Source organism: Streptomyces sp. NPDC041940 (genome assembly GCF_055589465.1).
In genome coordinates this window covers 152,760-168,216 of sequence record NZ_JBVJBP010000013.1, presented here as the reverse complement: position 1 = coordinate 168,216, position 15,457 = coordinate 152,760, and the positions used below count along the sequence as shown (strand labels likewise).

10 protein-coding genes are annotated in these 15,457 nt (G+C 72.3%); 5 read left to right on the top strand and 5 right to left on the bottom strand.

Annotation, left to right across the window (positions count from 1 at the left end; translation table 11 throughout):
• Positions 1-300 precede the first annotated feature (300 nt).
• Together ACZ6I3_RS22870 and ACZ6I3_RS22865 are read right to left on the bottom strand one after the other, a co-directional pair.
• Positions 301-2,880, bottom strand: coding sequence for an ABC transporter permease (locus ACZ6I3_RS22870; protein ID WP_469416895.1), 2,580 nt, complete (start codon positions 2,878-2,880; stop codon positions 301-303).
• Positions 2,877-3,665, bottom strand: coding sequence for an ABC transporter ATP-binding protein (locus ACZ6I3_RS22865; RefSeq protein ID WP_469416894.1), 789 nt, complete (start codon positions 3,663-3,665; stop codon positions 2,877-2,879). Before ACZ6I3_RS22865 ends, ACZ6I3_RS22870 begins: the two co-directional genes overlap by 4 nt.
• 399 nt (positions 3,666-4,064) lie before the next feature.
• Here ACZ6I3_RS22865 and ACZ6I3_RS22860 point away from each other — a divergent pair, with 399 nt between their 5' ends.
• From ACZ6I3_RS22860 to ACZ6I3_RS22840, 5 genes are all read left to right on the top strand, one after another.
• Positions 4,065-5,558: an MFS transporter gene (locus ACZ6I3_RS22860; RefSeq protein ID WP_469416892.1), complete on the top strand. Its 1,494-nt coding sequence runs from the start codon at positions 4,065-4,067 to the stop codon at positions 5,556-5,558.
• A 20-nt stretch (positions 5,559-5,578) separates the two neighbouring features.
• Positions 5,579-6,088: a GNAT family N-acetyltransferase gene (locus ACZ6I3_RS22855; protein ID WP_469416891.1), complete on the top strand. Its 510-nt coding sequence runs from the start codon at positions 5,579-5,581 to the stop codon at positions 6,086-6,088.
• Between the two features lie 81 nt (positions 6,089-6,169).
• Positions 6,170-8,575: a hypothetical protein gene (locus ACZ6I3_RS22850; protein WP_469416889.1), complete on the top strand. Its 2,406-nt coding sequence runs from the start codon at positions 6,170-6,172 to the stop codon at positions 8,573-8,575.
• A gap of 193 nt (positions 8,576-8,768) precedes the next feature.
• On the top strand, positions 8,769-9,203 hold the full coding sequence (locus ACZ6I3_RS22845) for a DUF485 domain-containing protein (protein ID WP_469416887.1): 435 nt from the start codon (positions 8,769-8,771) through the stop codon (positions 9,201-9,203).
• Positions 9,200-10,813, top strand: coding sequence for a sodium/solute symporter (locus ACZ6I3_RS22840; RefSeq protein ID WP_469416886.1), 1,614 nt, complete (start codon positions 9,200-9,202; stop codon positions 10,811-10,813). The genes ACZ6I3_RS22845 and ACZ6I3_RS22840 overlap by 4 nt, the downstream gene beginning before the upstream one ends.
• A gap of 197 nt (positions 10,814-11,010) precedes the next feature.
• On the opposite strand, the gene ACZ6I3_RS22835 is transcribed toward ACZ6I3_RS22840, so the two are convergent.
• The 3 genes from ACZ6I3_RS22835 to ACZ6I3_RS22825 form a co-directional block, all read right to left on the bottom strand.
• A complete protein-coding gene (locus ACZ6I3_RS22835) occupies positions 11,011-11,913 on the bottom strand; it encodes a cellulose-binding protein (protein ID WP_469416884.1) in 903 nt (300 codons plus the stop codon).
• 144 nt (positions 11,914-12,057) lie between these two features.
• Positions 12,058-12,519: a carboxymuconolactone decarboxylase family protein gene (locus ACZ6I3_RS22830; RefSeq protein WP_469416882.1), complete on the bottom strand. Its 462-nt coding sequence runs from the start codon at positions 12,517-12,519 to the stop codon at positions 12,058-12,060.
• Between the two features lie 174 nt (positions 12,520-12,693).
• Complete coding sequence (locus tag ACZ6I3_RS22825) at positions 12,694-15,450, bottom strand: SUKH-4 family immunity protein (RefSeq protein ID WP_469416880.1); 2,757 nt, start codon at positions 15,448-15,450, stop codon at positions 12,694-12,696.
• Positions 15,451-15,457: the final 7 nt, after the last annotated feature.

The window sequence follows — 15,457 nt, the reverse complement described above, 5'->3', positions numbered from 1 at the left end:
TCGGGCTTTTCCGTCCGGCTCATTCGGGCTTTTTCCGTCCAGGGTGGACAACACGACGGGCCCGACGCGCACAGCGGGCCGGGGGTCTCCAGCCTACGACGCCGCGCGGCTGGACGCCGGGGGCTGTGGATAACGCCGCTCCGGGTGTGAGGTGCGCGGCGTCGGTGCCCTGGCCCGGGCCGGCCTCCTGGGTCGGCCTCCCGGGTCGGCACAGCACTCGGCGCCGGGAAGTCATGGACTTCCCGGCGCCGGTCCCCCGCAACCCCCGTGTGCGGTGGTTCTCGGTGACGACTGTTCCCGCTACTCCGTCGCGATCGCGTTCAGGACGTTCATCCGGCCCGCCCGGAACGCCGGGATCAGTGCCGCGAACAGGCCCACGAACGCCGAACTGACGAAGACACCGATGATCGTCGGCCAGGGGATCTCCAGGACCATCAGACCCTCCAGCGCGAGCAGCTGCTGCGCGGTGGCGCCCCAGCCCATGCCGAGGCCGAGGCCCAGGAGGGCGCCGAAGAGGGCGATGACGACGGACTCCATGCGGATCATGCGGCGCAGCTGGCGGCGGGACAGGCCGATCGCCCGCATCAGGCCGATCTCCCTGGTGCGCTCCACCACCGACAGCGCCAGGGTGTTCACGACACCCAGGATGGCGACGATGATCGCCAGGGCCAGCAGGCCGTAGATCATGTTGAGGAGCTGGCCGATCTGGTCCTTCAGGGCTTCCTTGTAGTCGGTCTGGTCGCGCACGGTGTACTGCGGGTAGTCGTGCAGGGCCGACTTCAGGGAGGTGTAGGCGGCGTCCTGCTGCCCGTCCTTGGCGGTGACGAAGAGCAGCGTGTCCAGCGGCATCTTGTCGGCCGGGACGTACTTGGCCATCGTCGAGATGGACGTGTACATCGCGCCCGCGTCGATCACGACGTCACTGCTGGTGATCGTCCGGACCGTCAGGTCGGCCGTCCGGCCGTCCTTGAAGGCCACGGAGATCTTGGAGCCGAGGCTGATGCCGTGGTCCTTGGCGAACTTCTCGTGGACGGACATCGAGTCGGGCTTGTAGGCGTCGGGGAGCTTGCCGGCGACCGTCTCGGTGCGCAGGTCGGTCGCGTACGAGGGGTCGGCGGCCGTGATCGCCGTGTCCTTGAGCGTCTTGCCGTCGGGGGTGGTGAAGTCGGCCTTGGTCCACTTGTACTCGGTGACCCGTTCCACGTCCGAGGCGGACTGCGCGGCCTTGACCGCCTGCGAGGTGATCAGCTGGCCGCTGTCGGACTGGATGATGAAGTCCGTACCGACGGTCTTGTCGAGCTGGTCGGTGGCGGACGCCACCATGGAGGAGCCGACCACGGACAGGCACGCCACCAGGGCGAGGCCGATCATCAGCGCGGCGCCCGTCGCGCCGGTGCGGCGCGGGTTGCGCAGGGCGTTGCGCTCGGCCATGCGGCCCACGGGGCCGAACATGCGCAGCAGGACGGCGCCGAGGACCCGCACCACACCGCCGGCGAGCAGCGGGCCGATGACGACGAAGCCGATCAGCGACAGCACCACGCCGAGGCCGAGCCACAGCGAGCCCTCCTTGGCCTGGTCGGCCGCCGTGGCCAGATACAAGCCGGCGGCGCCGCCGCCGGTGAGGACGGTGCCGATCGCGGCGCGGATCCAGCCGGCCTTGGCGTCCGCGGGGGCGCCGGCGTCGCGCAGCGCGGCCATCGGGGAGATCTTGCCGGCGCGCCGGGCGGGCAGGTAGGCGGCCAGGACGGTGACGATCACGCCGAGGACCAGGCCGACCACCGGGGTCGTCCAGGCCACCGTCAGGTCGTCGGTGGACAGTTCCATGCCCATCTGGCCCATGAGCTTCATCAGGCCGATCGCGAGGCCGACGCCCGCCGCCACGCCGAGCACCGAGCCGACGAGACCGAGCAGCAGCGCCTCGGCCAGCACGGAGCGGTTGACCTGCTTGCGGGAGGAGCCGATCGCCCGCATCAGGCCGATCTCCCTGGTGCGCTGGGCGACCAGCATGGAGAAGGTGTTGATGATCAGGAAGATGCCGACGAGGAAGGCGATCCCGGCGAAGCCGAGCATCGCGTACTTCATGACGTTCATGAAGCCCGCGACGTCCTTCTGGTTGGCGTCGGCGGTCTCCTTGGCGGTCTTCACCTGGAAGTCGGCGCCGAGCGCGCTCGCCACGTTCTTCTTGAGCTGCGCGTCGCTGACGCCGGCGGCGGCGGTGACGTTGACGTTGGTGTAGACGCCGCTCTCGCCGATCAGGGCCTGCTGGGCGGTCTTGGTGTCGACGTAGAAGATCGCGGCACCGGGGTTGGTGACGGTGAAGTCGGCGATGCCGGAGATCTTCGCGGTGTGGGTGCCCATCGCGCTGATCACGCCGATCGGGTCACCGAGCTTCAGGCCGTGCTTGTCGGCGGTGTCGGCGTCGACCATGATCTGGCCGGCGCTCTCGGGTGCCGCGCCGGAGGTGACCTTCATGGTGCGGGCTTCGTTGCTGTTCCAGCCGCCGACGATGGTCGGGGCGCCGCTGGAGGGCGACAGGTTCTTCTTGTCGGCGTCGACGACGGTCACCGAGGTGGAGAACACCGCGCCCTCGGCGGACTTCACGCCGTCGGCCTTGCGGACCTCGGCGAGCACGGAGGCGGGCATGACCGGCGGCTTGCCGTTGTCGGCGGTCGTCTCACCGCTGTCGGAGGCACCCTTGGGGCTCACCGTCACATCCGAGGAGGTGGCCGCGAAGAGCTTGTCGAACGTGGTGGACATGGTGTCCGTGAAGACGAGCGTCCCGCAGACGAAGGCCACCGACAGCAGGACGGCGATCGCGGAGAGCGCCATGCGGCCCTTGTGCGCGAGGAAGTTGCGCATCGAGGTCTTCATGACGGTCATGACGTGCGCCCCCGGGCGTCGAAGTCCTTCATGCGGTCGAGGACGGCGTCCGCCGTCGGCTTGTACATCTCGTCGACGATCCGGCCGTCGGCGAGGTACAGCACGCGGTCCGCGTAACTGGCGGCGACGGGGTCGTGGGTGACCATCACGATGGTCTGGCCCAGCTCGTCGACGGAGCGGCGCAGGAAGCCGAGCACCTCGGCGCCGGCGCGCGAGTCGAGGTTTCCGGTCGGCTCGTCCCCGAAGATGATCTCGGGCCGGGCCGCCAGCGCCCGTGCCACGGCGACGCGCTGCTGCTGGCCGCCGGACAACTGGGTGGGCCGGTGCTTGAGACGGTCCGAGAGCCCGACGGTCTCCACGACCCGCCCGAGCCACTCCTTGTCCGGCTTGCGGCCGGCGATGTCCATGGGCAGCGTGATGTTCTCTATCGCGTTGAGCGTCGGCAGCAGGTTGAACGCCTGGAAGATGAACCCGATCCGGTCCCGGCGCAGTTGCGTGAGCTTCTTGTCCTTCAGACCGGTGATCTCGGTGTCGTCGAGGTAGATCTGCCCGTCGGTGACGGTGTCGAGCCCGGCGAGGCAGTGCATGAGCGTGGACTTGCCGGACCCCGAGGGGCCCATGATCGCGGTGAACTGGCCGCGTGCGATGTCCACGTCGACGTGGTCGAGGGCGACGACCCGGGTCTCACCGGATCCGTACGCCTTCACGACCTGCCGCGCCCTCGCGGCAACGGCCGTACGCCCGCCAGTGCCCCCGTGCCTGGGAATGGTTACAGCCGATGTCACGGTATGTCTCCTATGTCGGTCAGCAATGTCGATCAGTAGAAGGTGATGTGTCTCAAGTCTTTCGGTGGGGAGGGGTCCAGCGCCCTGGTGTTGAGCGCCGTCTTCCTCCTGTGGAAAACCCCACCCCGCCGGTGTGGAACACCGCCCCCCGACGGCGTAAAGCCAGGTTAAGGACGGACCCCCGCGCGTCTCGTCCTCCGCCGGTACGAACCCTCCCCAGGTCGTAGTACGGAGGTACCCCTAGGGGCAGTCCGCCGAAGGGTGGAGTCGTTCTCAGGGTCGGCTCCACCCCACGGCCCATTCAGGCTCCACCCTCCCGCCACGTCAGGGTCAAGTGCGAAGCTGTCGGGCGGCAGGTAGGTGCAAGGGGCAGGCAGGCGCGAGGGGGAGGCACCCGGGGTGGGAAGCACCAGTTCCGCGGCACGTGAGGCAGCGCCTCCCGCGACGACCGGCCGGCGCGGGGCCGTCGTCGCCGCGCTGATGCTCTCGATGGCGCTGGCGGCGCTCGACTCCACCATCGTCTCGACCGCCGTGCCGCAGATCGTCGGGGATCTCGGCGGATTCTCCGTCTTCTCCTGGCTGTTCTCCGGCTATCTGCTGGCCGTGACCGTCACCCTGCCCGTCTACGGCAAGCTCTCCGACACCTTCGGCCGCAAACCGGTCCTCGTCGTGGGCTCGGTGGTCTTCCTGCTCGGCTCCCTGCTGTGCGCGCTGGCGTGGAACATGGAGGCGCTGATCGCCTTCCGCGTCGTGCAGGGCCTGGGCGGCGGCGCGCTCCAGGGCACGGTGCAGACGCTCGCGGCCGACCTGTACCCGCTGAAGGACCGCCCCAAGATCCAGTCGAAGCTCTCCACGGTGTGGGCGGTGTCCGCGGTCGCCGGGCCGGGGCTCGGCGGAGTGCTCGCCGCGTACGCGGACTGGCGGTGGATCTTCCTGGTCAACCTGCCGATCGGCGCGGTCGCGTTGTGGCTGATCGTGCGTCATCTGCACGAGCCCGAGCGGGAAACCCGTGCGCACGCGCGCGTGGACTGGGCAGGTGCGCTCGCGGTGTTCGCCTGCGGCGGTGTCCTGCTCGCGGCCCTGGTGCAGGGCGGAGTGGCGTGGCCGTGGCTGTCGGCGCCCTCGCTCGCCCTGTTCGGTACGGGACTCGCCCTGGTCGCGGTGGTGGTGCTGGTGGAGCGGCGCGCGGCGGAGCCGATCATCCCCGGCTGGGTGTGGCGGCGCCGCACGATCGCCGCGGTCAATCTGGCCCTGGGCGCGCTGGGCCTGCTGATGGTGGCACCGACGGTGTTCCTGCCCACCTACGCCCAGGGCGTGCTGGGCCTGGCGCCCGTGGCCGCCGGATTCGTGCTCTCCGTATGGACGTTGAGCTGGCCCATATCGGCGGCCCTGAGCCAGCACGTGTACCGCAGGATCGGCTTCCGCAACACCGCGATGCTGGGCATCGGCGCCGCCGCGCTGATCCTGTTCGCGTTCCCCTTCCTCCCCTACCCGGGGCAGGCCTGGCAGCCGACGCTCCTGATGCTGCTGCTCGGCGCCGCGCTGGGCCTGTTCCAGTTGCCGCTCATCGTCGGGGTGCAGTCGACGGTGGGCTGGGCGGAGCGCGGTACGACGACCGCGTCCGTGCTGTTCTGCCGCCAGACCGGCCAGACGATCGGCGCGGCACTCTTCGGCGCGGTCGCCAACGGGGTGCTGGCCGCGAGGCTCGGTGGGGCGAGCGACCTCGACTCGGTGACCCGGGCACTGGACTCGGGGAGCGCTCCGGAGGCGACCCGGCGGGCGATCGCGGACGCGGTGCACGCGGTCTACCTGGGCGCCTCGTGTGCGGCGGCGCTGGCGTTCCTGGTGCTGCTGTTCTTCGCGCCCAGGAAATTCCCGGTGCTCAAGGACTGAGCGTCCGTATCCTCCCGCCCATGCTGACCTTGGAACCGCTCCGGGCCGATCACGCGGACGCGCTGCTGGCCTTCGAGCGGGAGAACCGCGCGTACTTCGCCCGTACGGTGCCGGACCGCGGGGACGTCTTCTTCACTCCGGCGGGGTTCGCCGAACGCCACCGGTCGCTTCTCGCGGAGCAGCACGCGCGCGTGTGCCGCTTCCATGTCGTCCTCGATGAGGAGGGGAACCTGATAGGCCGGGTGAACCTGATCGACGTGGCGGACGGCAGCGCCGAACTCGGCTACCGCATCGGCGAACGGGCGGCGGGCCGGGGCGTGGCGACGGCGGCCGTCGCTCAGGTGTGCCGCCTGGCCGTCACCGACTACCAGCTGGCGTCCCTCACCGCGAGGACGACGCTGGACAACCCGGCCTCCATGAGGGTCCTGGCCCGCATCGGATTCACGCGGGTGGAGGAGGCAACCGTCGGCGGCCGCCCGGGAGTCCGCTACGTACTCCGGCACCTCGACGGCACCCCCGGGAACCCCTAGGGCGGGACCCCGACCCGTTTCCGGGGCGGGGCACTCTTGCGGGTGACGCGCCGCGGTGGGCGGTGCGTGTCTGCTGGTGGCATGGACTTCAACAGGCGCACGGCGATGGCGGCGGGACTCGGAGCGGTGGCGGCGGCGAGCGGGGCCACCGCCTCGGCAGGCGGCGGCGCCGCCTCGGCGGCCACCCCCACGACGGTGACAGTGACGGTGCAGGGCGAGACCGCGGCGCGGACGAACATCCCCGTCCGCCGGGACCGCAGGGCCTCCGGCGGGCGATATCTGGGGTTATGGACGGCCGAGGAGCCCCCGGCCGGGACCGGCTGGTACGCGACGTACACCGTGCACGTCCCGCGGGCCGGGGTGTACACGCTGACAGCCGTGGCCACGGCACCGGTCGAGACGCCGCACACGGAGGCCGTCGCCTCCTACCCTCACCTGTCCGTGAACAACGGCCCGTTCACCGAGATCGCCCGCTCGCAACCGCACTGGTACGAGTCGCCGCAGGCCTGGGGCGACCTGTCCGTCCTGGACCTGGGCGTGGTCGAACTGCGGGGCGGAACCGACACGCTCACCTTCCGCGTCAGCGAACCGACCGTCGTCGACGACACGACCGCGTACGTCCTGACCCTGGACCGCTTCACCCTGCGCCGCCTCGAGGGGCACCCGGCCCTGCGCGAGCTGTCGGTCCCCCGGCACCGTGTGGGTGAACCGGCCCGGCTGCGCCTGACCCTCGACGGGCACGCCACGCACGCGCACCGCGTGCGCTATGCGGTCAGCGACCACCACGGCCGCCAAGTCGCCACCGGCCAGGCCACCATCGCCGCCGGTGACGAGAGCGCGACGGTCACGCTCCCCGATCTGCCGCCGGGACACTACGCCGTGAGGGCGGACGGCATGACGGGCCGGTTCGCACGGCTGCCGGCCCGGCCCGCCGTCACCGGCCCCACCAGCCGCTTCGGCGTGAACGTCTGGGCGTCCTCCCTCGTCCCGCCGTCCCGGCTCGCGGACTTCGCCGCCGCCCTGCGGGACATGGGAGCCGGCTGGGTACGGGACGGCCAGTCCTGGCCCGCGGCCGAACCGGCGCCCGGCGGCTACGACACGGCACAGCACGACCGCCGCACCCGCACCCTGCGCGCCCACGGCCTGGCCGTCCTCGACGTACTCTCCCCCGCCCCCGAGTGGGCCATGACCGATGCCTCGCTGCCGCTCCCGGCGGACCTCAGGCACGCCTACCGCTACGCCCGCCGTCTGGCCGCCGCCGCCCCCGAGGCCCTCCAGTTGTCGAACGAACCCGACGTCGACACCACCCGCAGCACCGGCGACGCCCACGCCGCGTTCGTGAAGGCCGCCGCGCTCGGCATCAAGGACGCGTCGCCCGAACCCTGCCTGGTCGTCCTGCCGGGCATCGCGCAGACCGGCCCCTTCCAGGACCTGATGCTCGCCAACGAGGTGGTGCGGTACGCCGACGTATGGGCCTTCCACGGCTACCCGGACCCCACCGAACCGGGCGAACCGAGCTTCCCGGGCGCCGCGGACGAACAGCACGAGCTGGCGCGCCGGCACCAGGCTGACGTACCGCTGTGGATGACGGAGTGCGGCGCGTTCCAGAAGGCACGGCCGGGCGAGGACCTGACGCCCGGGCAGGAGATGGCGCAGGCCCGGTACGTGGTGCGCTCGATGGTGGAGGGTCTGGCGGCGGGGAACGACCGGCAGTTCTGGTTCGCCGGCCCGCCGCTGCACGACGACGGCGTCTACTTCGGCCTGCTCGACCGCGACTTCCGGCCCCTGCCCGCCTACAGCGCGTTCGCGGCCCTCACGTCACTGCTCGGCGCCGCGCACTTCACCGGCCCCGCGCCCCGGCTGCCGGACGGAGTGCGGGGCTTCGCCTTCGACAGCGGGCGCGGCGAGCGGGTCACGGTGGTGTGGGCCGAGCGGCCCGTGCGCGTGGACCGATACCTGAGGGGGACGGCCTACGACATGGTGGGCCGCCGCCTCCCCACCGGCCGGCCGGTGACCGCCTCACGCGACCCCTTGTATGTCGTCACCCCCGCGAACCCGACCACTCCACCGCCGCCCACCACCCGCCCGAGGACCCGCCTCTCCCCCGCCGAACACATCGTCCTCGCCCAGCGCTTCTCCGCCCGCGACGCCGCCCCCGGCAAGGACGACGGGGACGCACCGCCGCCGCACGGCTACCGCCTCGGCCGCCGTACGCGGATGACCCTCGACGTCTACAACTTCGGCGACACCGCACGCCAGGTGACGGTCGCGGCACAGCCGGTGGGCGACGGGTGGACCGTGCGGGCGGAACAGGGCAGGGAGACGACCCGCATACGCGTCCCGGCCGGAGGGCGGACCGGGGTCGACTTCACGGTCCGCGCGGAGAGTTCGGTTCCGCGCCGGACCGACCGGCGACTGGCGTTCGGCGCGACACTCGACGATCACTGCGAGGTGCCGGCGTCCGTGGCGCTGATCCATCTCCGGTAGCCCGTCAAGGGCACTCGAAAACCTGAGTTAACGGAGGTAACACCCAAGGTCAAAAAGGTAAGCGCATACCGACCAATCAGTTTGGCCAAACCCTCGCGCAGCCCCGGTACTCCGAAGTAACGTGCGTGGCCGCCCGCCCCCCACCTCCCTGCGGCCCGCCGCACCGGATCCAACCCTCGCAAGGAGCCCCGGGATGTCTTTCGACCCGCCGCCGTCCTACCCCTATCCCCCACCCGATTCCTCGCCCTCCTACGACACCTACCCCTGGCAGCCGCAGCAGCAGCCCGAACCGCCGGAGCGGCGCCCCCAACGCCACGCCGCGCTCGGGCACCACAGCGACCTGCGGGTCCTGCGCAGCGCCTACCGCTGGCAGCGGCGCGTGGCCACGCTCACGGCGCTCGGCTACTTCACCCTGTTCCTCATCCTGTCGGCGTCCGCACCGTCGTTCATGACGAGCACCGTCACCGACGGCCTGCCCACCGGCCTGCTGCTCGCGCTCATCCAGGTCCCCGTGACATGGCTGGCCATCGCCCTGTACGAGCAGACGGCACGGCGTCGCGTCGACCCGATCGCGGACCGGATACGCAAGCAGGCCGAGCTGGACGCCAAGCGGGAGAGTGCACGGTGATCAGCGAGTTCAGCGGCAACGCCCAGGCGATGTCCCTGGTGGGCTTCACATCGGTGGCCACGATCACCCTGCTGCTGTGCGTGATGACAGGCCCGGACCGGGACGACCTCGACGAGTTCTACACCGGGTACAGCTCCCTGTCCCCCATGCGCAATGGCCTCGCGATCGCCGGCGACTACATCTCCGCCGCGACCGTCCTCGGCACCGGCGGCGTGATCGCCCTGTTCGGCTACGACGGCACCGTACTGGCCCTGAGCACGGCCCTGTCGCTGATGCTGCTGATGTTCCTGCTGGCCGAACCGCTGCGCAACGCGGGCCGCTTCACCATGGGCGACGCGCTGACCCGCCGTATGCCGGGACGCGGCGTGCGGATCGCGGCCTGCGCCGTGACGCTGGCGGCGCTGGTGCCGCTGATGCTGGTGCAGCTGGCGGGGACCGGGCAGCTGATGGCGTTCATCCTCGGCTTCTCCGGCGAGTCGATGCAGACGGGCTGCATCATCGGCGTGGGCGCGCTGATGATCAGTTACGCGGCGATCGGCGGCATGAAGGGCACCGCCCTCATCCAGATCCTGAAGATCGTGATGCTGCTCGGTTCGGGCATGGTGGTCGCGCTGCTGATCCTGGACCGGTTCGACTGGGACCCGGGGGCCCTGTTCGGCGCGGCCGCCGACAACAGCGGCGTGGGCTCGGCGTTCCTCTCGTCCGGCCTGCAGTTCGCGGGTGGGCCGAGCCCGGGCCTGGACATGATCACCGCGCATCTGACGGTGGTCCTCGGCGGTGGCGTGCTGCCGCACGTCACCATGCGCATGTACACCGCCTCCAGTGCCCGGCAGGTGCGGCGTTCGATGTCCTGGGCGGTGTCGGGCGTGGCCCTGTTCGTGCTCGTCATCACGGTCATCGGCTTCGGCGCGACGGCGCTGGTCGGGCGGGCGGCGATCGCGCAGGTCGACCCGCAGGGCAACACGGCCTATCTGCTGGGTTCGCAGGCGGCGTTCGGCGCGGAGGTGTCGACGGCGGAGACGTTCCTGTTCACGACCGTCACCACGGCCGTCTTCCTCACCCTGCTCGCCTCCGTCGCCGGCATGATCCTCGCCTGTGCCAACTCCCTCGCCCACGACGTGTTCGCGGCCCGGGTGCAGGAGATGTCACCGCGCCGCGAGATGACACTGGCCCGGCTCTCGGCGCTGGCGGTGGGCATCCCGGCGATCCTGCTGGCCACGCTCGTCCAGCACCGCAGCCTGCAGCCCCTGGTGACGCTGTCCTTCTGCCTGGGCGCCTCGGCCATCGCGCCCGCGCTGGTCTACAGCCTCTTCTGGCGCCGCTACACCCGGACGGGCCTGCTCAGCACCCTCATCGGCGGCTCCCTGGCCGTCCTGCTGCTGATGCCGGGCACCAACCTGGTCTCCGGCTCGCCCGTCTCGGCCTTCCCCGACGCCGACTTCAACTGGTTCCCGTTCACCACCACGGGCCTGCTCTCCATACCCCTGGGCTTCGCCTGCGGCTGGCTGGGCACGATGGCCTCCGGGCGCCGCAAGTCGGAGGAGCAACGCCACCAGTACGAGGCGGTGGAGGGCTGGATCCTCGCCGGCGCGGTACGAAGGAACCGCTGACCGGAACGGCACGGGTACGACGCCCCGGCCGCCTCGCGCACGAGCGGCGGCCGGGTCGTCGTCACCCACCCGCGACCACCCGCGCCCCACCCGTGACCGTGCCCGCACACAGGCCGGTGTCACTCTGCCCGCACACAGGCCGGTGTCACTCTGCCCGCACACAGGCCGGTGTCACTCTGCCCGCACGCAGGCCGGTGTCACTCTCCCGCCGGCCCCGCCGGTGCCGTCGGCCCCGCCCACGCCGCCAGGCTGGCGTGCACGCGGTCGATGTGGGCCCGCACGTCCTCTCCCTGTTCCTCGTGCGCGCGCAGCAGCCGCTCCGTCTCCTCCTCGACGCGGTCCGCGTGTTCCCGGGCCTGGGCGACCAGCTCCGCGGCACGCTCCTGCGCCTCGTCCTGCCGGACCCGGGCCGATTCCTCGGCGTCGGCCAAGGCCTGCTCCGCCTCGGACAAGGCCCGCTCGGCACACGCCACCGCCTCCGCGTGCCGCGCGTCCAGCGCCTCCGCCCGCTCCGTCTCCTCCCGCTCCACCTCCGCCCACCGCTCGGCACGCTCCTTGTCCCGCTCGGCGAGCATCCCGGAGGAGCGCTGCCGCATCTCCCGCAGCGCGGCCAGCGCCTCACCCCGCTGTTCCTTCGCCCCGCACCGGACCGAGACCCGGATCTCCTCGGCCTCCGCACTCGCCACGAGCAGCCGCTGCCGGGCCCGTTCGTCAGCCTCGGCGCATACGGCGTCGGCCTGCGCCTGCGCGGACTCGCACCGTTCGGCCGCGGAAACCCGCGCCTCCTCCACAAGGCGCCGCGCCTCCTCCCGCGCCCTGTCCCGAACAGCCGCGGCCTCCTCCTGGGCCAGCGCGAAGAGCCGCCGCGCCCCCTCGCCGAGAGACTCGTAGTCCTGCGGGGCGAGTCCCGCCACGGTCTCCCGCAGCAGCGCCAGCTCCGCGTCCATCTGCCGGGCCAGCACCGTCAGCCGGGCGGCCCGCTCCCAGGCCGCGTCACGATTCTGGGAGACGGCCTCGGCGTATCTGTCCACCTGCTCGGGACGGTAGCCGCGCCCCCGCCCGGCCACGAAGCCGTGCGGCGACACCGACGCGCTGCTCATCCTGGAACCCCTCTCCACCTCACCGACGCGAAGCCGCACAAGAAACGGGATGATTTCGCGCACATCTTGGTGGATCAGGCAGAAGTGTTCATAACGCGACACTCCGCACAGAGGTCACGGGCCCAAGACCGGACCGTACGGCCGTCAGCCCCACGTGGTGCCGACGGGCTCCTGGATGGTCGTGTTGATGCGGTTGAACATGTTCGTGAGCGAGACGGTGAGAATCAGCGCGGAGAGTTCCCTCTCGTCGAAGTGGTCGGCCACCTCGTCCCACAGGGCGTCCGGAACCGACTCCTGCGAGAGGTCCGCGAGCCGCGTGACCGCCTCCGTCAGCTTCAGCGCCGCACGCTCGGCGTCCGAGAAGAAGGGGGCGTGCCGCCAGGCCGCGACGGCGCTGATCCGCTCCTCGCTCACCCCGGCCTTGCGGAGGTTGACGGTGTGCCCGTGCACACAGGCGCCACAGCCGTTGATCTGGCTGGTGCGCAGCCCGACCATCTCCGCCAGCTCCTGCCCCAGACCACTCTCCCCGATCGCCTGGAAGAGGGTGCCGATGCCCTTCATCGCGCCGGGAAGGACGTACGCCGGGTTCGTCATCCGTGCCTGCATGATCTCTGCCTCCTGTGTCGGCGGTGCGTCGCTGTCACTGCACTGACGAAGCGGCACGAGGAGATGTGACAGCCGGCCCGACACGAACCCGGCATGAACCCGGCACGAAGAAGCCGGGCCCCGTCTCACGACCGGGCCCGGCTTCTGTCACCGCACGTCAGCGGCGGCGAGGTGTCACAGCAGTCCGTCCCACATCTGCTCCAGCAGCACCGACCACCAGCTCTCCGGCGACCCCAGTGCCGCCGGGTCGAGCGCGGCCAGCTGGGCCTGGAAGTCGACGGTCCAGCGGCCCGCCTGCTCCTGGTTCAGCCCGAACCGCAGCCGCCACATCCGCCCGAGCAGCGCCAGACAGCGCGCGAACTCCGGCAGCCCGGTGTTCACGAACTGCGGCGGCACCGGCGCCCCGCCCGGCCCCGCCTCCACCGGCACGGCGACGATGTTGGCCGTGCCGTACTGCACGCAGATCGCCTTGCCGAAGTCGCTGCCCATCACCAGGTAGGACCCCGCGTCCGAGGCCGGCTGCACACCGCGCTCGGCCGCCAGCTCCGCCAGCGTCGGAACGGGGCGGCCCGGCTGCGCCTGCGCCCAGAAGAACGGGCCCATGTCCATCGGCAGACCGGCCGCCACCAGCGTGTGCGCCACGACCGGCGGCACCCCCTGGCGGGACACGGCGGCCTGCTCGAACCGGAACACGCCCGGCCCGAACGCGGCCCCCAGCTCCTGCGCGATCGCCTCCGGCGGGACCGGCGGCGCCGCCTGCACCGGCGGCAGCGGAGCACGCACCGGAGCCGGACGCGCCGGGCCGTCCGCCACCTGGTGCAACTCGCCCTGGTGGGCCAGCAGCTGCCGCATGCCCTGCTGCCGGCTCGCGTGGTCCGTGCCGTACGGGGCGATGCTCGTGATCCGCGCCTGCGGCCACTGCTCCCGGATCATCCGCGCGCAGTACGCGCCCGGCAGCTCGCACGACTCCAGCTCGGTGTGCAGCTCCAGCACCTGGTCCGGGGGCACGTTCATGGCCCGCAGCTCGTGGAAGATCTGCCACTCCGGGTGCGGCGTACCCGGCGCCGAACGCCGGATCAGCTGCTGCTCGGAACCGTCCTGCGCCCGGTAGCGCAGCACGGCCTGGTAGCCGGGACCGACCGTCGGCTGACCGGCGGGCGGCTGCGGATAGCCGTACGCCGGCGGCGGCCCGGGGACGGGCTGACCGGGCGGCGGCATCGCGCCGGGCGGCATCGGCGGTGCGGCGGGCGGCGCGCCGGGGGGTACGCCGGGAGCCTGCGGCGGCGGAGGCACGCCGGGGCCGCCCGCCGGGGGCGGCGAGGCCAGCATGGTCTCGGCATGGTGCACGGGCCCCGCACCGGCCCCGGGCGCACCCGGGAAGCCGGGAGCACCGGGAGCACCGGGAGCACCGGGAGCACCCGGAGCACCCGGAGCACCCGGAGGATGCGGAGCACCCGGAGGCTGGGCCGCGCCAGGAGCCCCCGGCGCACCAGGAGGCCCCGGGGGCTGAGGCGGCTGCGGCGCACCCGGGCCCGGCCGACCGGGATCGGCGAACATCGTGGCGGCATGGTGGACACCACCCGGGGGCGTACCACCGGGGGCACCAGGCGGCTGCGGCGCACCAGGAGCCCCCGGAGCACCCGGCGGCTGCTGCGGAGGCAGCGGCGCACCCGGGCCCGTCGGAACCCCGGCCCCCGAAGAACCACCGGGACCACCGGGACCACCGGGACCACCGGGAGGAACCCCAGGCCCCTCAGGACCAAGCGCCGACACCATCTGCGTCGGCACATACCCGCCCGCCGGAGTCCCCGGCGCACCGGGCCCCGACGGCGGAGGCGTATCGCCCGGCCGCGCACCCGGCGTACCCGGTGCGCCCGGCGGAGGCGGCGTGGTCGGACCCGTACCCCGCCCACGACCCGGCGGCGGAGTCGCCTTGCTGGTCGCGGCGTCGGCGATGTCCCCGGCGTTCGGCGCGAGCGGCCGCTCGGGCGCACCCGGCCCGGCCGGCGGCTGCGGATAGCCGTACGGCTGCCCACCCGGCGCGGGCGGAGGCGTACTCCCCTGCGGCACCCCACCGGGCGGCGTACCCGGCACACCCTGGGGCGGCGTACCCGGCCCACCCGGGTAGCCGTAGCCCGGACCGGCCGGAGTCCCGGCGCCCTGCGCGTTCGGCGCATCCGCCGGGGGCGCCGGGGGCCCGTCCACCGCCGGCGTGACCGCCGTCCGCGGCAGCCGGCTCCCGCCCGAGATCAGCGCCGTCTTGGCGTCGGATGCCGTCGCGGGCGGCGGTGTGCTGTCGTCGGCCTCGCTCAGCGGCGGCGCGAAGACCGTCGCGGGCAGCGGTACGGAACGGTCGTCACCGCCATCGCCGTTGGTGTCCGTACCGGCCCAGGGCGTCGCCCCGGCAGGCGCGGCCGGAGCCGCGGGAGCACCCGGAACGCCCGGAGCACCGGACCCGTCCGAGTCGCTCCCCCCGGCGGCCGGCCACGACGTGCCACTCCCGGAAGCGGAACCACCAGCAGAAGCAGCGGCAGCCCCGGCCCCCCGCCGATCCGGAATCCCCAGCTTGTCCGCCGCGTCCTGCAACCACTCCGGCGGAGTCAGCAGGAAGGACGTCTGGTTCAGATCCACGCGCGCGGGCGGCGCCGGCGCCGGCTCGTCCACCGCGTCCGGACGGCCGTACTCCTCCTCGTACCGGCGGATCACCTCACCCACCGGCAACCCGGGCCACAGCGTCGCCTCACCGCTGTCCCGCGCGATCACCAGCCGCTGCGCGCCCCCGTCCGAGCGGGGCCCGTCCGCGCGGTCCTCGGCCCACACCACGAACCCGAGGTCGAACTCCCGCACCCGCACCTCACGATGCTGGTACGACGGCAGGTCGCCGTTGATCCACTCTTCCGCGCGCTCCTGCGCCTGAGCGAAGGTCACCATCGCCGAA

Bases quoted from the DNA above. Each gene is read 5' to 3' on its own strand.
- ACZ6I3_RS22845 (WP_469416887.1), top strand. From the start codon at position 8,769: ATGTCTTTCGACCCGCCGCCGTCCTACCCCTATCCCCCACCCGATTCC.
- ACZ6I3_RS22830 (WP_469416882.1), bottom strand. From the start codon at position 12,519: ATGCAGGCACGGATGACGAACCCGGCGTACGTCCTTCCCGGCGCGATG.
- ACZ6I3_RS22825 (WP_469416880.1), bottom strand. From the start codon at position 15,450: ATGGTGACCTTCGCTCAGGCGCAGGAGCGCGCGGAAGAGTGGATCAAC.
- ACZ6I3_RS22835 (WP_469416884.1), bottom strand. From the start codon at position 11,913: ATGAGCAGCGCGTCGGTGTCGCCGCACGGCTTCGTGGCCGGGCGGGGG.
- ACZ6I3_RS22855 (WP_469416891.1), top strand. From the start codon at position 5,579: ATGCTGACCTTGGAACCGCTCCGGGCCGATCACGCGGACGCGCTGCTG.
- ACZ6I3_RS22850 (WP_469416889.1), top strand. From the start codon at position 6,170: ATGGACTTCAACAGGCGCACGGCGATGGCGGCGGGACTCGGAGCGGTG.
- ACZ6I3_RS22870 (WP_469416895.1), bottom strand. From the start codon at position 2,880: ATGACCGTCATGAAGACCTCGATGCGCAACTTCCTCGCGCACAAGGGC.